Source organism: Amycolatopsis sp. NBC_00348 (assembly GCF_036114655.1).
Classification (GTDB): domain Bacteria; phylum Actinomycetota; class Actinomycetes; order Mycobacteriales; family Pseudonocardiaceae; genus Amycolatopsis.
Genome location: NZ_CP107994.1, coordinates 2844330 through 2863177 on the forward strand (window position 1 = coordinate 2844330; position 18848 = coordinate 2863177).

General features: G+C 75.7%; 1 protein-coding gene (only partly in view). It reads left to right on the top strand.

All coding sequences use genetic code 11. The features are described from left to right. Positions 1-18848 carry the 5' portion of a type I polyketide synthase gene (locus OHS58_RS12780; RefSeq protein WP_328648347.1) on the top strand. The gene runs 24799 nt beyond the window's last position, so only the first 18848 of its 43647 coding nucleotides appear in the window; the start codon lies at positions 1-3; its stop codon lies off the right edge, out of view.

Genomic DNA, 18848 nt, shown 5'->3' on the forward strand with positions numbered 1-18848 from the left:
GTGTCCGAAACCCTCTCCGGGGATCCCCAGCCGATCGCGGTGGTGGGCCTCGCCTGCCGGCTCCCCGGCGCCGGAAGTCCCGCGCGGTTCTGGGACCTGCTGCGCGACGGTGTCGACGCCGTCGGCGACGTGCCCGCCGGCCGGCACTACCCCGACGGGCCCGGGCTGCCACGCCGGGGCGGCTACCTGCCCGACGTCGACCGGTTCGACGCGCGGCTGTTCGCCGTCTCGCCGCGGGAAGCGCGCGAGATGGACCCGCAGCAGCGGCTGATCCTCGAACTCGGCTGGGAAGCCCTCGAAGACGCCCGGTTCGCGCCCGATGCACTGCGCGGGCACGAGATCGGCGTCTACATCGGCGTCACCTCGGACGACTACTCGATCCTGCACCACCGCGCCGGCGGGCCCGTCGGGCACTACGCGATGACCGGTGCGAACCGCGCCATCATCGCCAACCGCGTCTCGCACCGGTTCGGGTTCACCGGCCCGAGCATGGCCGTCGACACCGGGCAGTCGTCGGCACTCGTCGCCGTCCACCTCGCGTGCACCGCCATCCGGGCCGGTGACTGCGAATCCGCGCTGGTCGGTGGCGTGCAGCTGAACCTGGCCGCCGAAAGCACGCAGGCCGTCGCCGCGCTCGGCGCGCTGTCGCCGGACGGGCGCTGCTTCGTCTTCGACGACCGCGCCAACGGCATCGTCCGTGGTGAGGGCGGCGGAGTCGTCGTGCTCAAGCCCCTGGCCGCCGCGCGGCGCGACGGCGACCACGTCTACTGCGTCGTCCGCGGCAGCGCCGTCAACAACGACGGCCCGACCGACGGGCTCACCACCCCCGGCCGCGAAACCCAGGAACGCGTGCTGGCCGCGGCCTGCCGCCGCGCCGGAGTGGCGCCCGCGGCCGTCCAGTACGTGGAGCTGCACGGCACCGGCACCCGCGTCGGCGACCCGATCGAAGCCGGCGCGCTCGGCACGGTCCACGGCGCCGGGCGGACCGAGCCGCTGTGGATCGGCTCGGCGAAGACCAACGTCGGCCATCTTGAAGGCGCCGCCGGCATGGTCGGGCTGCTCAAGACCGCGCTCGCGGTCGACCGGCACGTCCTGCCCGCCAGCCTCAACTTCGCGCGCCCCAACCCGGAAATCCCCTTCGCCGAGGCGAACCTGCGGGTCGTCCGGGAGACGATGCCGTGGCCTTCGGACCGCGACGCCGTCCTGGCCGGCGTCTCGTCGTTCGGCGTCGGCGGCACCAACGCCCACGTCGTCCTCGGCGCCGGCGAAGTACCCGACACCGAGCCTGCCGCCGATGCGGCCGGGCCGGTGCTGTGGCCGTTGTCCGGGCACTCCGAGCCCGCGCTGCGCGATCAGGCGGCCCGGCTGGCCGAGCACCTCGACGCCCACCCGGACGCGTCCGTCGCCGACGTCGGGTTCTCGCTGGCCACGACGCGGGCTTCGCTGGGCGTCCGGGCCGCGGTCGTCGGCACCGGGACGGCCGAGTTGACCGACGCCCTGCGCGCGGTCGCCGAAGACCGGCCGACGACGGACTGCGTGCGCGCCGTCGCCGAACCGGGCCGGGCGGCCCGCGGGCGGACCGTGTTCGTCTTCCCCGGCCAGGGCACCCAGTGGGCCGGGATGGCCGTGGAGCTGCTCGACACCGCGCCCGCGTTCGCCGAGTCGCTGGCCGACTGCGACCGCGTGCTGGCGCCGCTGACCGGGTTCTCCGCGCTCGCCGTGCTGCGGGACGAGCCGGGCGCGCCGTCGATGGCCGACTCGGCCGTCAACCAGCCGGTGATGTGGGCCGTCATGGTCTCCCTCGCGGCGTTGTGGCGTGCGCACGGCGTCGAGCCGGACGCGGTCGTCGGGCACTCGCAGGGCGAGCTGGCGGCGGCCTGCGTGGCCGGCGCGATGTCCCTGGACGAGGCCGCCCGCATCGTGGCGGCCCGCGGCCGGGTCGCGTCGGAGGTGATGCGCGGCGTCGGCGGCATGGTGTCGGTGGCGCTGCCCGTCGACGTCGTGCGCGAACGGATCGAGCGCTGGATGGGCCGGCTGTCGATCGGCGCGGTCAACGGGCCCGCGTCGGTCATCGTGTCCGGCGAAACCGAGGCGCTCGACGAGCTGATGGCGGCCTGGGACGGCCAAGACATCCGGCTGCGGCGGCTGAAGGTCGACTACGCCTCGCATTCGCCGCTGGTCGAACGCATCGAGGCGCCGCTGGTCGCCGCGCTCGGCGAGCTGCACCCGCGCAGTTCGCCTCTGCGCTTCTACTCCACCGTGACCGGCGGCCCCCTGGACACCGCCGGGCTGGACACGACCTACTGGTACCGCAACTCGCGGGCGACCGTCGACTTCTTCGGCGCCGTCACGGCGTTGTGCCAGGACGGCTTCACGGAGTTCGTCGAGGTCAGCCCGCACCCGGCGCTGCTCGGGAACGTCCGCGACATCGCGCAGGCGGCCGGCGTCCCGCTGGTCTCGGTCGGCACGCTGCGCCGCGACCAGGGCGGCCTGACGCGCTTCGCGACGTCGATGGCGGAGCTGTACGCCGCGGGCGGGCACCTCGACTGGGCGGCCGTGTACCCGGGCGCCACCCGGATCGCGCTGCCGACGTACGCGTTCCAGCGCGAGCGCTACTGGATCGACGACACCCCGCGCGTCGCCGCGACGGCCGTCGAACCCGAGGAGTTCGACGAGCCCGCCGAGCCGCAGCGGGACCTCCGCGCGCTGGTGCGGCGGGAGTGCGCGGCCGTGCTCGGGATGTCCGATGTGGACAGTCTGGAACCGGCGGCCACCTTCAAGGAGCTGGGGTTCGACTCCGCCACGCTCGTCGAGTTCGCCGGCCGGCTCAGCGCCGCGAGCGGCCGCGCCCTGACCAGCAGCGTCCTGTTCGACCACCCCACACCGGCGCGGCTCGGCGCGTTCCTTCAGCCCGACGTCGAAGCGGCCGCCGTCGAACCCGAGACCCAGCCCCGCGACGACGAGGATCCGATCGTCATCGTGGGCATCGGCTGCCGTTACCCGGGCGGCATCGACTCGCCCGAGTCCTTCTGGACCCTGCTGCGCGACGGCGCCGACGCGGTGTCGGCCATGCCGGCCGACCGCGGCTGGAGCGCCGAAGTCCTGGCCACCGGCCGCGGCGGCGGCTTCCTGCACGACGCCGGCGACTTCGACGCCGCGTTCTTCCGCATCTCGCCGCGCGAGGCCCTCGCCATGGACCCGCAGCAGCGGCTGCTGCTCGAGACGTCGTGGGAGGCCCTGGAGCGCGCCGGCATCGACCCGACGACGCTGCGGGACAGCCCGACCGGCGTCTTCCTCGGCGGCATGGCGCAGGACTACGGCACCCGGCTGCACGAAAGCTCCGGCGACACCGGCGGGTACGGCCTGACCGGGACGTCGCTGAGCGTGCTGTCCGGGCGCGTCTCCTACGTCCTGGGCACGCGCGGGCCGGCGATCAGCGTCGACACCGCCTGCTCGTCTTCGCTGGTGGCGCTGCACCTCGCCGTCCGCGCGCTGCGGGCGGGGGAGTGCTCGCTCGCCCTGGCCGGCGGCGCCACGGTAATGGCGTCACCCGGCGTCTTCGTCGAGTTCGAAAAGCAGGGCGGCCTGTCCGCGGACGGGCGGTGCCGCTCGTTCGCCGACGACGCCGCCGGCACCGGCTGGGCCGAGGGCGCCGGGGTGCTGGTGCTGCAGCGGCTGTCCGACGCGCGGCGCGACGGCCGTGAAGTCCTGGCTGTGGTCCGCGGTTCGGCGGTCAACCAGGACGGCGCGTCCAACGGCCTCACCGCACCCAGCGGCGCCTCCCAGCAGCAGGTGATCGGGCAGGCCCTGGCCGACGCCGGGGTGCCCGCGGCCGAGGTCGACGCCGTCGAGGCGCACGGCACCGGCACCACGCTCGGCGACCCGATCGAGGCCAACGCACTGCTGGCCACCTACGGCCGGGACCGGGAAACCCCGCTGTGGCTGGGTTCCCTCAAGTCCAACATCGGGCACACCCAGGCCGCCGCCGGCATCGGCGGTGTGATCAAGATGGTCCTCGCCCTGCGGCACCGGCTGCTGCCGAAGACCCTCCACGCCGGGACGGCGTCGTCCAAAGTGGACTGGTCGGCCGGCGCCGTCCGGCTGCTGAGCGAACCGGCCGGCTGGCCCGACGCCGGACGGCCGAGCCGTGCGGGCGTCTCGTCGTTCGGCATCAGCGGCACGAACGCCCACGTCATCCTCGAACAGGCACCGGCCACCGAGTCGCCCGCCGAGGACACCGAACCGTCGGGAGTACTTCCGCTGGTCGTCTCGGCGCGCTCGGAAGCCGGCCTGGCCGCCCAGGCGGGTCGGTTGGCCACGCTCCTCGAAGACGCGCCCGCACTCGGCGCCGTCGCGGACGCCCTGCTCGGCACCCGGGCGCGGTGGGAGCACCGGGCCGTCGTCGTCGCCGACGGGCACGCGGACGCGATCGACGGCCTGCGCGGCGTCTCGGCCGGCGAGCCGACGTCGTTCGCCGTCACCGGCGCCGCCGATCCGGCCGGGCCGGGCAAGGTCGCGTGGGTGTTCCCGGGCCAGGGCGCGCAGTGGGCCGGGATGGGCGCGCGGTTGTGGGACACCGAGCCGGTGTTCGCCGCGCGGATGGCCGAGTGCGAGGCTGCGCTGGCACCGTTCGTGGACTGGTCGCTGGCCGACGTCGTCCGCGAGGCGCCGGGCGCGCCGTCGCTGGCCCGGGTGGACGTGGTGCAGCCGGTGTCGTTCGCGGTGATGGTGTCGCTGGCCGCGCTGTGGCGGGCCTGCGGGATCCGGCCGGACGCCGTGCTGGGGCACTCCCAGGGCGAGATCGCGGCGGCCTGCGTCGCGGGCGCGCTGTCGCTGGCCGACGCCGCGCGCACGGTCGCGTTGCGCAGCCAGGTCATCGCCGCCCGCCTGGCCGGGCGCGGCGGCATGCTGTCGGTCGCGGTGAGCGCCGAGGACGCGGCCCGTGACCTGCCGGACGGCGTCGAGATCGCCGTCGTCAACTCGCCGTCCGCGGTGGTGCTGGCCGGTGAACCGGCCGCGCTGGACCGGGCCGAGGCCGCGTACCGCGAGCACGGGGTGCGCGTGCGCCGGATCGACGTCGACTACGCGTCGCACACGTCCCAGGTCGACGCCGTGGAGGCGGAACTCGCCACGCTGCTGGCCGACGTCGGCGCGACCGCGCCGGAGATCGCCTGGTACTCCACAGTGGACGGTTCGTGGACCGACGGCCCGGTCGAACCCGGCTACTGGTTCCGCAACCTGCGTGGCCGGGTCGGGTTCGCCGACGCCGTCGACGCGCTGGCGGGCAACGGTTTCCGGGTGTTCCTCGAAGTCTCGTCGCACCCGGTGCTGACGTCGAGCATTCAGGAGGGCCTGGAGCGGGCCGGGGTGACCGGCGCGCTGGTCGGCGGCACGCTGCGCCGTGACCAGGGCGATCGCGAGCGGTTCCTGCGCTCGGCCGCCGAACTGCACGTCCGCGGCGTGGCCGTCGACTGGCGCCCGTTCCTGCCCGGCACCGGCCGGGCCGCGCTGCCGACGACGGCGTTCCAGCGCACGCGTTACTGGGCGCCCGCCTCGACCGGCACCGACCCGGAGAGCCTCGGCCAGACCGTCGTCGCGCACCCGCTGCTGGGCGCGGCGATCGACACGCCGGACACCGGCGGCGTCGTGCTGACCGGCCGGCTGTCGCTGGCCGCCCAGCCGTGGCTCGCCGACCACGCGGTGGCGGGGACCGTGCTGGTGCCCGGCGCGGCGCTGGCCGAGCTGGCCATCCAGGCCGGCGAGTGGACCCGGTGCCCGGTACTGGCCGAGCTGATCGTCGAGGCGCCCCTGCCGCTGCCGCCGACGGCGGTGGTGCGCGTCCAGGTAGTGGTCGGCGCCGCCGACGACGCGGGCCGCCGCGAGGTGGCCGTCCACTCCCGCCCGGACGAGCCGGGCCGCGAATGGACCCGCCACGCCACCGGCGTCCTGACCCCCGAACCGGCGACGGTTCCCGCACCGGCCGAGTGGCCACCCGCCGGAGCCGAACTCCTCGCTGTGGAACGTTTCTACGACGACCTCGCCACCCGTGGTTACGACTACGGCCCGGTGTTCCGCGGCCTGACCGCCGCGTGGCGGCGTGGGGACGAGTACTTCGCCGAGGTGACGCTGCCGGAGCCGGCCGACCCGGCCGGGTTCGCGATCCACCCGGCGCTGCTCGACGCCGCGCTGCACACGACCCTGCTGGCCGCGGGCCCGGCACCCGAGGGCGAGATCGCCCTGCCGTTCGCATGGCACGACGTTGTCGCCCACGCCACCGCCGCGGGTTCGGCCCGGGTCCACGTCACGCCAGCCGAGGGCGGCCACGCCGTGACGCTGACGGACATGGCGGGCGATCCGCTGCTCTCGGTGGGCGCGCTGATCACCCGGCCGATCCCGCTGACGCAGATCGGCGCGGCCCCCGCCGGCGCCGACCCGGTCTTCACGGTCGACTGGCCCGCCCTCCCGGCGGGCACCGCCGAACCGCTGCCCGCCGACGCCGTACAGATCATCACCGGCGCCAGCGACGTCGCCGCCCCTTGGCTCGTCTTCCCGGTCGAGCCGGACCCGGCCGATGCGCGTGTGGCGGTCAACGCCGTTCTCACGGTGCTGCAACGCTTTCTCGCCGAGTCCGAGACGTCGGACACGCGCCTGGTCGTCGTCACCCGGCGCGGCGTCGCCACCGGGCTCGCCGACGCCGCACCCGACCCGGCGGCCGCTGCTGTCTGGGGCCTGGTCCGGAGCGCGCAGCGGGAGAACCCGGGCCGGATAGTGCTCGCCGACCTCGAAACCGCTGCCACGGACGTGCTCACGGCCGTCCTGCCGGTCGTCACCGCAGCCGGTGAGCCGCAGTTCGCCTTGCGTGACGGCGAAATCCGCGTCCCCCGCCTCGCCCGGCCCGGCCCCGCCGACCTGACGCCGCCCGCCGGTGATGTGCCGTGGGTGCTCGACACCACCGGTACCGGCACCTTCGACGGCTTGGCCCTGCTGCCCTGCCCGGAACTGGCGGACCCCCTGTCCGCCGGGCAGGTGCGGGTCGGGATGCGTGCGGCCGGTCTGAACTTCCGGGATGTCCTCGCCGGGCTCGGCATGCGCCGGGGTGCGGCGGAGATGGGTGGCGAAGGCGCCGGCGTCGTCCTCGAAACCGGGCCCGGGGTCACCGATCTCGCCGTCGGCGACCGGGTGCTCGGGCTGTTCACCCGCGGCTTCGGCCCGATCGCCGTCGCCGACGCCCGTCGGTTGGCGCGTGTGCCCGCCGGGTGGACGTTCGAGCAGGCCGCGTCGATGCCGGTCGTGTTCCTCACCGCTCTCTACGGCCTGCAGGACCTGGCCGGGCTGCGGGCGGGGGAGAAGGTCCTGGTGCACGCGGCCGCGGGCGGTGTCGGGATGGCCGCCGTGCAGGTGGCCCGCCTGCTGGGCGCCGAGGTGTTCGCCACCGCAAGCCCCGGTAAGCACGCCCTGCTGCGGGACATGGGCCTCGACGACGACCACATCGCCAGCTCCCGCACCCTCGAGTTCGAAGAGCGCTTCCTCACGATCACCGGCGGCACCGGCGTGGACGTCGTGCTGGACTCGCTGGCCGGCGAGTTCGTCGACGCCTCGCTGCGGCTGCTGCCGCGCGGCGGCCGGTTCCTGGAGATGGGCAAGAACGACATCCGCGACGCCGGGCAGGTCGCCCGCGAGCACCCCGGGGTCGCCTACCAGGCCTACGACCTGATCCAGCTCGATTCGCCGCGGGTCGCGGAACTGCTCGGCGACCTGCTGGAGCGGTTCGGCGCCGGGGCGCTGCGGCTGATCCCGCTGACCGCGTGGGACATCCGGCGCGCACCCGAGGTCTTCCGGCACATGGCCCAGGGCCGCCACACCGGCAAGAACGTCCTGACGATTCCGCGGCCGCTCGACGCGGGCGGCACCGTGCTCGTCACCGGCGGTACCGGCACCCTCGGCGGGCTGGTGGCCCGTCACTTCGTGCAGGAGCACGGCGTCCGCAGCGTGCTGCTCGCCTCCCGCCGCGGCCCGGCCGCCGACGGCGCCGCGCAGCTGTGCGCGGACCTGCGCGACCTCGGCGCCCGTGTCGAAATCGTCGCGTGTGACACCGCCGAGCGCGACGACGTCCGGGCGCTGCTGGCCGCCGTCCCGGCCGACGCGCCGCTCACCGCCGTCGTGCACGCCGCCGGCGTCCTCGACGACGGCGTCATCGCCACGCTCGACGCGGACCGGGTCGACGCGGTGTTCCGGCCCAAGGCCGACGCCGCCGCGCACCTCGACGAGCTGACCCGCGACCTGGACCTGAGCGCCTTCGTGCTGTTCTCGTCCGTCGCCGGCGTGCTCGGCACGGCCGGGCAGGCCAACTACGCCGCCGCCAACGGGTTCCTCGACGGCCTCGCCGCCCGCCGCCGGGCCGCCGGCCACGCGGCCGTGTCGGTCGCCTGGGGCCTGTGGGCCGACGCCAGCGGGATGACCGGCCACCTCGCCGACGCCGACCGCACCCGGCTGGCCCGCACCGGCATCGGCGCACTCGGCACCGCCGACGGCTTGGCCGCCCTCGACGTCGCCCTCGGCTCGGCCCGTCCCGCGCTGGTCGCGGTGACCCCCGACCTCGGCGTCCTGCGCGAGCAGGCCCGCACCGGCACGCTGCCGGCGCTGCTGCGTGACCTGGTGGGCCGCGTCCGCCGCGCCGCGCGCACCCCGGACGACAGCGGCGCCGGGACCCTCACCGCCCGGCTCGCGAACCTGGCCGGCCCCGCCCGGCGGACCGCGGTGATCGACCTCGTCCGCACCGAGGCCGGCGTGATCCTCGGCGGGGGCGGCGCGATCGCCCCGACGCGGGCGTTCCGGGACGTCGGTTTCGACTCGCTGACGGCCGTCGAACTGCGCAACCGGCTGGCCGCCCGCGCCGGCGTCACCCTCGCCACCACCGCCGTCTTCGACCACCCCAGCCCGGTCGAGCTGGCGGATCACCTGCTGGAGAAGCTGTTCGGCACGGTCGAAGCAACCGCCGCGCCGGCCATCGCCGTGGCGCCCGCCGACGACCCGGTCGTGATCGTCGGGATCGGCGTCCGGCTGCCCGGCGGCGTGGCCGGCCCGGACGACCTGTGGGACCTGCTGCGCCGCGGCGGCGACGCGATGACGCCGTTCCCGGCCGACCGCGGCTGGCCCGAAGGGCTCTACGACCCTGACCCCGACGCGCCCGGCAAGTCTTACGCCCGCCACGGCGGGTTCCTGCCCGACGCCGCGATGTTCGACGCCGGGTTCTTCGGCATCTCGGCCCGCGAGGCCTTGGCGATGGACCCGCAGCAGCGGCTGCTGCTGGAAACCTCCTGGGAGGCCCTGGAACGCGCGGGCATCGACCCGGTGTCGCTGCGCGGCAGCCGGACCGGCGTCTTCGTCGGCGCGCTCGCCCAGGGGTACGGCACCGGCGCGGCCGCCTCGGGCGGCGAAGGTTACGTCCTGACCGGGACGTCGTCGAGTGTGCTGTCCGGGCGGGTGTCCTACGTCCTCGGCGCGCGCGGCCCGGCGGTCACCGTCGACACGGCGTGCTCGTCGTCGCTGGTGGCGATCCACCTCGCCGCGCAGTCGCTGCGATCCGGCGAATGCGGCCTGGCGCTGGCCGGCGGCGTCACGGTGCTGACGTCGCCGATGCCGTTCGTCGAGTTCTCGCGCCAGCGCGGGCTGGCGCCCGACGGCCGGTGCAAGTCCTTCGCCGACGACGCGGACGGCACCGGCTGGGCCGAAGGCGTCGGAGTACTGGTGCTGCAGCGGCTGTCCGACGCCCGGCGCGAAGGCCGTGAGGTGCTCGCGATGGTCCGCGGGACGGCGGTCAACTCCGACGGCGCGTCCAACGGTCTCACCGCACCCAACGGCCCGGCCCAGCAAGCGGTCATCCGCGACGCGCTCACCGCGGCCGGACTGGCCACTTCGGACGTCGACGCCGTCGAGGCGCACGGCACCGGCACCACCCTCGGCGACCCCATCGAGGCGCAGGCGGTGCTGGCGACGTACGGCCAGGACCGGGAAACGCCGCTGTGGCTGGGTTCCCTCAAGTCCAACATCGGGCACGCCCAGGCCGCCGCCGGGGTCGCGGGCGTGATCAAGATGGTGCTCTCGATGCGCCACGGCGTGCTGCCGAAGACGCTGCACGCCGACGCCCCGACGTCCAAAGTGGACTGGTCGGCCGGTGCGGTGCGCCTGCTGGCCGAGGAGACGGCGTGGCCGGACACCGGACGGCCGCGGCGCGCGGGCGTCTCGTCGTTCGGGATCAGCGGGACCAACGCGCACGTCGTGCTCGAACAGGGCCTGCCTCTTGAGTCCGAAGTGGACACGACGGTGCCGGATCTGCTGCCGGTCGTGGTGTCCGCCCGGTCGGCGGCCGGGCTCGAGGCGCAGGCCGGCCGGCTCGCGGACTTCCTGGCCGGTGCCACCGATCTCGCCGCGGCCGCCGGTGCCCTCGCGGCCAAGTCGGCGTGGGAACACCGCGCGGTCGTGGTGGCCGGGGGCCGCGATGACGTCGTGACCGGGCTGCGTGACCTGGCCGTCCGCGGGGTCGCCGACCCGGCCGGGCGCGGGGTCGGGGTGCTGTTCACCGGCCAGGGCGCGCACCGGCCAGGCATGGGCCGGGGCCTCTACGAGCGGTTCCCGGCCTACGCGACGGCGTTCGACGACGTCTGCGCCGAACTGGACACCCACCTGGCCGGCCCGGTACCGCTGCGGGAGGCCGTCTTCGACGGGCCGCTCGACGATGCCACGTTCGCGCAGGCCGGCTTGTTCGCCGTCGAAGTGGCGATGTTCCGGCTGGTCGAGTCGTGGGGCGTGCGGCCGGTCGCGGTCGCGGGCCACTCGCTGGGCGAGCTGGCCGCGGCGCACGTCGCCGGGGTGCTTTCGCTGCCCGACGCGGCGAAACTGGTCGCCGCCCGCGGCCGCCTGATGGGCGCGCTGCCCACCGGCGGCGCGATGGTCGCCATCGCCGCGCCCGAAGCCGACGTCGTCGCCGAGCTGGTCGAGGGCGTCTCGATCGCGGCCGTCAACGGCCCCGAGGCGGTCGTCGTCTCCGGTGACGCCACCGCCGTGCACGCGGTGGCCGGCGGGTTCGCCGAGCGCGGCGTGCGGACCAAGACCCTCGACGTCAGCCACGCGTTCCACTCGCCGCTGATGGACCCGGTGCTCGACGACCTGCGCGCGGTCGCGCGGACCCTGACCCACCGGCCGGCGGCGCTCACCGTGGTGTCGTCGGTGACCGGCATGGCCGGCGAGCCGCTGACCGCGGACTACTGGTCCGAGCAGGTGCGCCGCCCGGTGCGGTTCGCCGACGCCGTTCGCGCCATGCCGGACGTCTCGGTGCTGCTGGAACTGGGCCCCGACGGCGTGCTCAGCGCGCTGGCCAACGCCCTCGACGACGTCGCGCCCGCCGTGTCGCTGGCCCGCCGGGACCGGCCGGAGGCCGAGACCGCGCTGACCGCGCTCGCCGAGGTGTTCGTGCGCGGCAACGACGTCGACTGGACTTCGCTCGCGCCCGCCCGGCGGCCGCTTCCGTTGCCCACCACGGCGTTCCAGCGCCGCCGGTACTGGCTCGACGCGGCACCCGCCGGCGACGCCGCCGGTTTCGGCCTGGACGCGGCCCGGCACCCGGTGCTCGGCGTCGTCGTCGAAGACCCGGCCTCGGGCGGCGTCACGCTGACCGGACGGGCGTCGCACGCGGCCCAGCCGTGGCTGGCCGAGCACCGCATCGACGGCGTGGCCGTCGTCCCCGGCGCGGCCTTGGTCGAGTGGGCCGTCCGGGCGGGCGACCACGTCGGCTGCCCGGTGCTGGACGAACTCGTCGTCGAAGCCCCGCTGCCGGTGCCCGAGACCGCCGCGGTGCGGATCCAGGTCGTCGTCGGCGCGGCCGCGGCGGACGGACGCCGCGAGGTCGCCGTCCACGCCCGGCCCGACCAGGGCGGCTCGTGGACCCGGCACGCTTCCGGCTACCTGGCTCCTGCGGTGGCCGTCCCGGCGGTTTCCGGCGAGGCCTGGCCACCCGCCGGCGCCGAACCGGTGGCCCTCGACGACCTCTACGACGTCCTCGCCGAGCGCGGCTACGGCTACGGCCCGGTGTTCCGCGGTCTGACGGCCGCCTGGCGCGACGGCGCGGAGCTGTTCGGCGAAGTCGTACTCCCGGAACCGGCCGACATCGCGGGTTTTGTGCTCCACCCGGCGCTGCTCGACGCCGCCCTGCACCTGACCGGCCTCGAAACCCCGGCCGACGACGACGGCATCGCCCTGCCGTTCGCCTGGAGCCGGGTCGCCGTGCACGCCGGCGGCGCCCGCGAGCTGCGCGTCCGGCTCGCCCCGGCCGACGACGGCGCGGTCTCGCTCGACCTCACCGACCCGTCGGGAGCGCCGGTCGCGTCGGTGGGCGGGCTGATCAGCCGTCCCGTCGCCCGCGCCACCCTGTCCGGCGCGGCCGAGGTCGTCCACGGCGTGGAGTGGCTCCCGCTGCCCGCCGGAGCCCCTTCGGAAACCGTTGCGGTACAAGCAATCTCGGGCTCTGAGGACCTGACGCGCCTGGCGGCGAACCCGCCGCGGTGGCTCGTGCTGCCGGTGGTCCCGGCCGGTGCCACGGACCCGGACCGGGCCCGCGCCGCGATCGCCGGGGTCTTGGCGGTCGCGCGCCCGCTCCTGACCGAGCCCGCTTGGGCGGCGACCACCCTGGTGGTGACCACCCGCAACGCGGTCGCGGACGAGACGATCGACCCGGCTGCGGCGGCCGTCTGGGGCCTGGTGCGCTCGATCAGCACCGAGAATCCCGGCCGCGTAGCGCTCGTGGACCTCGGTGCGGCCGATGCCGCCCTGCCGGTCGGTGCGATCGAGAGCGGCGAATGGCAGCTGGCCCTGCGCGACGGCGAATTCCGCGTCCCCAGACTGACCGCGCTGCCCGCCGAACCCGTCGGCGAGTGGCTCGACCCGGCCGGGACCGTGCTGATCACCGGCGGTACCGGCGCCCTCGGCGCGGCGGTCGCCCGGCACGTGGTGACCGTCCACGGCGCGCGCAGCGTGTTGCTCGCCTCCCGGCGCGGCCTCGGCGCACCCGGCGCACGCGAGCTGTGCGACGAACTCCGTGACCTCGGCGCCCGAGCCGACGTGGTGGCGGCCGACGTCGCCGACCGCGCGCAGGTGCGGGCGCTGCTCGCGAGCGTCCCCGCCGATGCGCCGCTGACCGCGGTCGTGCACACCGCGGGCGTCCTCGCCGACGGCGTCGCGACCGATCTCGACGCCGCCCGCGTTGACGCCGTGTTCCGGCCCAAGGCCGACGCCGCAGTTCACCTCGACGAGCTGACTCGCGACCTCGGCCTGCGCGCGTTCGTGCTGTTCTCGTCCGTGTCGGGCGTGCTCGGCGGCGCCGGGCAGGCGAACTACGCGGCGGCCAACACCTTCCTCGACGCGCTCGCGCACCGCCGTCGCGCTGCCGGGTTCCCGGCCGTCTCGCTCGCCTGGGGCCTCTGGGCGCTCGACGGCATGAACGGCGCCCTCGGCACGGCCGACACCGCCCGGATCCTCGGCTCGGGCCTCGGCCTGATCGACCCGGCCCGCGGCCTGCGCATGCTCGACACCGCCGCGAGCGCTTCACAGGCGTCGGTGGTCACCGCCGTCCTCGACCTCGCCCGGCCCGGCGCGGTCGTCTCGCCACTGCTGCGGGACCTCGCCGGTCCGGTCCGCCGCACCGTCCAAGCGAGTACCGGCGACCTGGTGCCCCGGCTCGTCGAGCTGGACGCGTCCGCGCGCGTCGAGGCGCTTCTGCAGCTGGTCCTCACCGAAGCCGGCGGCGCGCTCGGTGACGCCGCGGCCCTCGGGCCGGTCCAGGCGTTCCGCGACGCCGGGTTCGACTCCCTGGCCGCGGTCGACCTGCGCAACCGGCTCACCGCCGCGACCGGCGTGCGGCTGCCGCCGACCGTCGCCTTCAACTTCCCCAACGCCACCGCCCTCGCCGAGCACCTGCACAGCGAGCTGTACGCCGAACTCGAAGCGGTGCCCGAACCGGCACCGGCCGAAGCCGTCGCCGAGGACGACCCGGTCGTCATCGTCGGCATGGGCGTCCGGCTGCCCGGCGACGTCGCCGGGCCCGCCGACCTGTGGGACCTGCTGGCCCGCGGCGGCGACGCGATCTCGCAGTTCCCCGCCGACCGCGGCTGGGACGAGGACCTCTACGACCCGGACCCCGACGTGCCGGGCAAGTCCTACACCCGCTCCGGCGGCTTCCTCCACGACGCGGCGTTGTTCGACCCCGAGTTCTTCGGCATCTCGCCGCGCGAGGCTCTCGCGATGGACCCGCAGCAGCGGCTGCTGCTGGAAACCTCCTGGGAGGCGCTGGAACACGCCGGGATCGCGCCCGCTTCGGTGCGCGGCCGCGACGTCGGCGTCTTCACCGGCCTGATGTACCACGACTACGGCACCGGGGCGCGCACCGAAGGCCTGGAAGGGCTGTTCGCGACCGGGTCCACCGGCAGCGTCGCCACCGGCCGGGTGTCCTACGTGCTGGGCCTGCGCGGCCCGGCGGTCACGATCGACACGGCGTGTTCGTCGTCGCTGGTGGCGCTGCACCTCGCTGCGCAGGCCCTGCGGTCGGGCGAGTGCTCGATGGCGCTGGCCGGCGGGGCGACGGTGATGGCGACGCCGTCGACGTTCGTCGAGTTCTCCCGCCAGCGCGGGCTCGCCGCCGACGGCCGCTGCAAGGCCTACGCCGAGTCCGCCGACGGCACCGGCTGGTCCGAAGGCGTCGGCGTCCTGGTGCTGCAGCGACGGTCCGACGCGCTGCGCGACGGCCGCGAGATCCTCGCCGTGGTCAAGGGGATCGCGGTCAACCAGGACGGCGCGTCCAACGGCCTGACCGCGCCGAACGGACCGGCCCAGGAAGCGGTGATCCGCCAGGCCCTGTCCCAGGCCGGGCTGGCCGCATCGGACGTCGACGCCGTCGAAGGCCACGGCACCGGTACCACCCTCGGCGACCCGATCGAGGCGCAAGCCCTGCTGGCGACGTACGGCCAGGACCGGGAAACCCCGCTGTGGCTGGGTTCCCTCAAATCCAACATCGGCCACGCCCAGGCCGCCGCCGGCGTGGCCGGGGTGGTCAAGATGGTCCTCGCGATGCGCCACGGCGTCCTGCCGAAGACGCTGCACGCCGACACGGCGTCGTCCAAAGTGGACTGGACGGCGGGTGCCGTCCGGCTGCTGACCGAGCAGAGGCCGTGGCCGGAGACCGACCGGCCGCGTCGCGCGGCGGTGTCGTCGTTCGGCGTCTCCGGGACCAACGCGCACGTCATCCTCGAACAGGGCCCGCCGGTGAAGGCTCCTCGCAGCGTCGGACGTCGCCAGGTCCCGCTCGTGATCTCGGCCCGGTCGGCCGACGCGCTCACCGCCCAGGCCGGGCGGATCGCCACGCTCCTCGACGGTCCCGACGCGCCGGCCGAGGCCGCCGTGGCGGGTGCCCTGATGTCGTCGCGGGTCCTGTGGGAACACCGGGCCGTCGTGCTCGGCGACGTGCGGGCCGGGCTCGGCGATCTCGCCGAAGGCGTGCCGGGACCGGACGTTGTGCGCGGGATCGCCGACGCTTCCGGCAAGGTCGCGCTCGTCTTCCCCGGCCAGGGGGCCCAGTGGCCGGGCATGGGTGCGCGGCTGTGGGACTCCGAGCCGGTGTTCGCGGCGCGGATGGCCGAGTGCGACCGCGCGCTGGCGCCGTACGTGGACTGGTCGCTCGCCGACGTCGTCCGCCAGGCGCCGGACGCGCCGTCGCTCGACCGCGTCGACGTCGTGCAGCCGGTCACGTTCGCCGTGATGGTGTCGCTGGCCGCGCTGTGGCAGTCCACCGGACTGCGCGTCGACGCCGTGGTCGGCCACTCGCAGGGAGAGATCGCCGCGGCGTGCGTCGCGGGCGCGCTGTCACTGGCCGACGCGGCCCGGATCGTCACCCTGCGCAGCGCGCTGATCGGCGACCGGCTCGCGGGCGACGGCGGGATGCTGGCCGTCGGCACGTCCGGTGCCGAAGCCGCCCGGGACATCGAGGACTGGGGCGGCCGGGTCGAGATCGCCGCGGTGAACTCGCCGTCGGCGGTCGTGCTGGCCGGTGAACCGGCCGCGCTCGCAGCCCTGAAGGAGACCTACGAGAGCCGGGACGTCCGCGCTCGGCTGATCCCGGTGGACTACGCCTCGCACACCGTCCAGGTCGACGGGATCGCCGAAGAACTCCTCGACGTCCTCGGCGACGTCGCGGCCACCCGGCCCACCACACCCTGGTATTCCACTGTGGACAGTCAGTGGGTGACCGGCCCGGTCGCGGCGGACTACTGGGTCCGCAACCTCCGGCAGCCCGTCCGGTTCGCCGAGGCCGTGACGGCGCTGGAGGAGCAGGGCTTCGGCGTGTTCGTCGAGTCCAGCTCCCACCCGGTGCTCACCGCCGGCGTCCAGGACACCCTCGCGGCGGCCGGCGTCGACGCCGTCACCGGTGGCACCCTGAGACGCGACCAGGGCGACCGGGCCCGGTTCGTCCGCTCGGTCGCCGAGCTGTTCGTCCGCGGCGTCGCGCTCGACGCCGCCACCATCGTCCCGGCCGGGCCGGCGCTGTCCGGCCTGCCGACCACCGCGTTCCGCCGCGAGCACTACTGGCTGCTGCCCGAGACGGTGAGCGACGCGGCCGGCCTCGGCCAGGGCGCCGTAGACCACCCGCTGCTCGGGGCCGTCGTCGAAACCGCCACCGGCGGCGGAGTCCTGCTGACCGGCCTGCTGTCGCACCGGGCGCAGCCGTGGCTCGCCGATGAGCCGCTGGTGCCCGCTTCGACGCTGGCCGAGCTGGCGATCCGGGCCGGCGACCAAGTCGCCGCGCCCGCGCTCGACCGGCTGAGCGTCCACGAGCCGCTGCTCCTGCCGCCGGACACGACCGTCCGGATCCAGGTCGTCGTCGGGGAACCGGACGACTCGGCCCGCCGGCCCGTGAGCGTCCACTCACGCCCGGACACCGGGAGTCCACAGTGGACTCTGCACGCCAGCGGCGTGCTGAGCAACGACGTCCGCCCGCCGTCGACGGAACCGGGCCCGTGGCCGCCCGCCGGTGCCGAACAGGCGGACGCCGGTGACGGCGTGACAGCGCTGTGGACCCGGGGTGACGACGTGTTCGCCGAGGTCCGCCTGCCGGGCGATACCGGCGGCTTCACCATCCACCCGGCGCTGCTCGAGACGGCGCTGCAGCTCGGCCTCGGTGGCGCGTCGGTCCAGCCCACCGAGTGGACCGGGCTGACCCTGCACGCGGCGGGCGCGACGGCCGTGCGCGTCCGGCTCACCCCGGCCGCCGGTGGCGGTGTTTCGGCCGAACTGACCGACGAACTCGGCGCCCCCGTTCTGTCGCTGGCCGCGGTGACCGGCACGTCGGTGCGTCCGGCCGTCGCCCGCGCGGGCGACGAGCTGTACGGCGTCACCTGGACCGCCCTGCCCGAAGCGGGGAGCATCCCGGACGGCTCGGTCCGGACGATCACCGGCGTCGCCGACCTCGACGGCCCGGCCGCGGACTGGCTCGTGCTGCCGGTGCCCGGCGACGACGGCACGCCCGAACCGCAGCGGGTCCGCTCCGCGGTCGGCGATGTCTTGGCCGTCCTGCAAGCCTTCCTGAACGACCCGGCTCTCGGCGCGTCCCGGCTGGTCGTCACCACCCGGGACGCGGTCGGCGTCGACCCGGTCGCGGCGGCGGTGTGGGGCCTGGTGCGCTCGGCCCAGGCGGAGCACCCCGGCCGGCTGCTGCTGGCCGACACCGAAGGCGTCCCGGCGTCACTCGGTGACCTCGTCGGCCGCGACGAGTGGCAGGTGGCGTTCCGCGACGGCGCCCGCTGGGTGCCGCGCCTGGTCCCGATCGCCGCCGAGGCGCCGGAACCGGTGCTGGACCCCGCCGGCACCGCCCTGATCACCGGCGGCACGGGCCTGCTGGGCGCGCTCGCCGCCCGGCACCTGGTCGCCACCCACGGGCTGCGCAGCGTCGTGCTGGCTTCGCGCCGCGGCCCGGCGGCCGACGGCGCCACCGAACTGCGCGACGAACTGCGGGCCCTCGGCGCCCGCGTCGAGATCGTCGCCTGCGACGTCGCCGACCGCGAGCAGGTCCGCGCGCTGCTGGCGCGGGTGCCCGCGGACGCGCCGCTGACGGCGGTCGTGCACACCGCCGGCGTGCTCGACGACGGCGTCGTCACCGCGCTCGACGCGGACCGGCTCGACGTCGTGTTCCGGCCGAAGGTCGACGCCGCCGTCCACCTCGACGAGCTGACCCGCGACGTCGGCCTGACCGCGTTCGTCCTGTTCTCCTCGGCGGCCGGGGTCCTGGGCACCGTGGGCCAGGCCAACTACGCCGCGGCCAACGCCTTCCTCGACGCGCTCGCCGCTCGCCGCCGCGCGGCCGGGCAGGCCGCCGTGTCGCTCGCGTGGGGCCTCTGGGCCCCGGCCGGCGGCATGACCGATCACCTCGGCGACGCCGACCTGGCCCGGGTGACCCGCACCGGCATCGGTGCCCTGGACCCGGACCAGGGTCTGCGCCTGCTCGACAGCGCACTCTCGGCGTCCCGGCCGCTCGTCGTGCCCGTGGTGCTCGACGTCGCGGCCCTGCGCCGGCGAGCCCGCACCGAAGCGGTGTCGTCGATCCTGCGCGGCATCGTCGGCCGCGTCCGCCGTGACGCCCACACCGGGTCCGCCACGGGTAGCCGGTTCGCCGGACTGGACGCCGCCGCGCGCCGGGCGTCGCTCGTGGAGCTGGTGCGCTCCGAGGCGGCGGCGGTGCTCGGCAGCAGCGCACCGCAGGCCGCGTCGCGGGCGTTCCGCGACGTCGGCTTCGACTCGCTGACCGCCGTGGA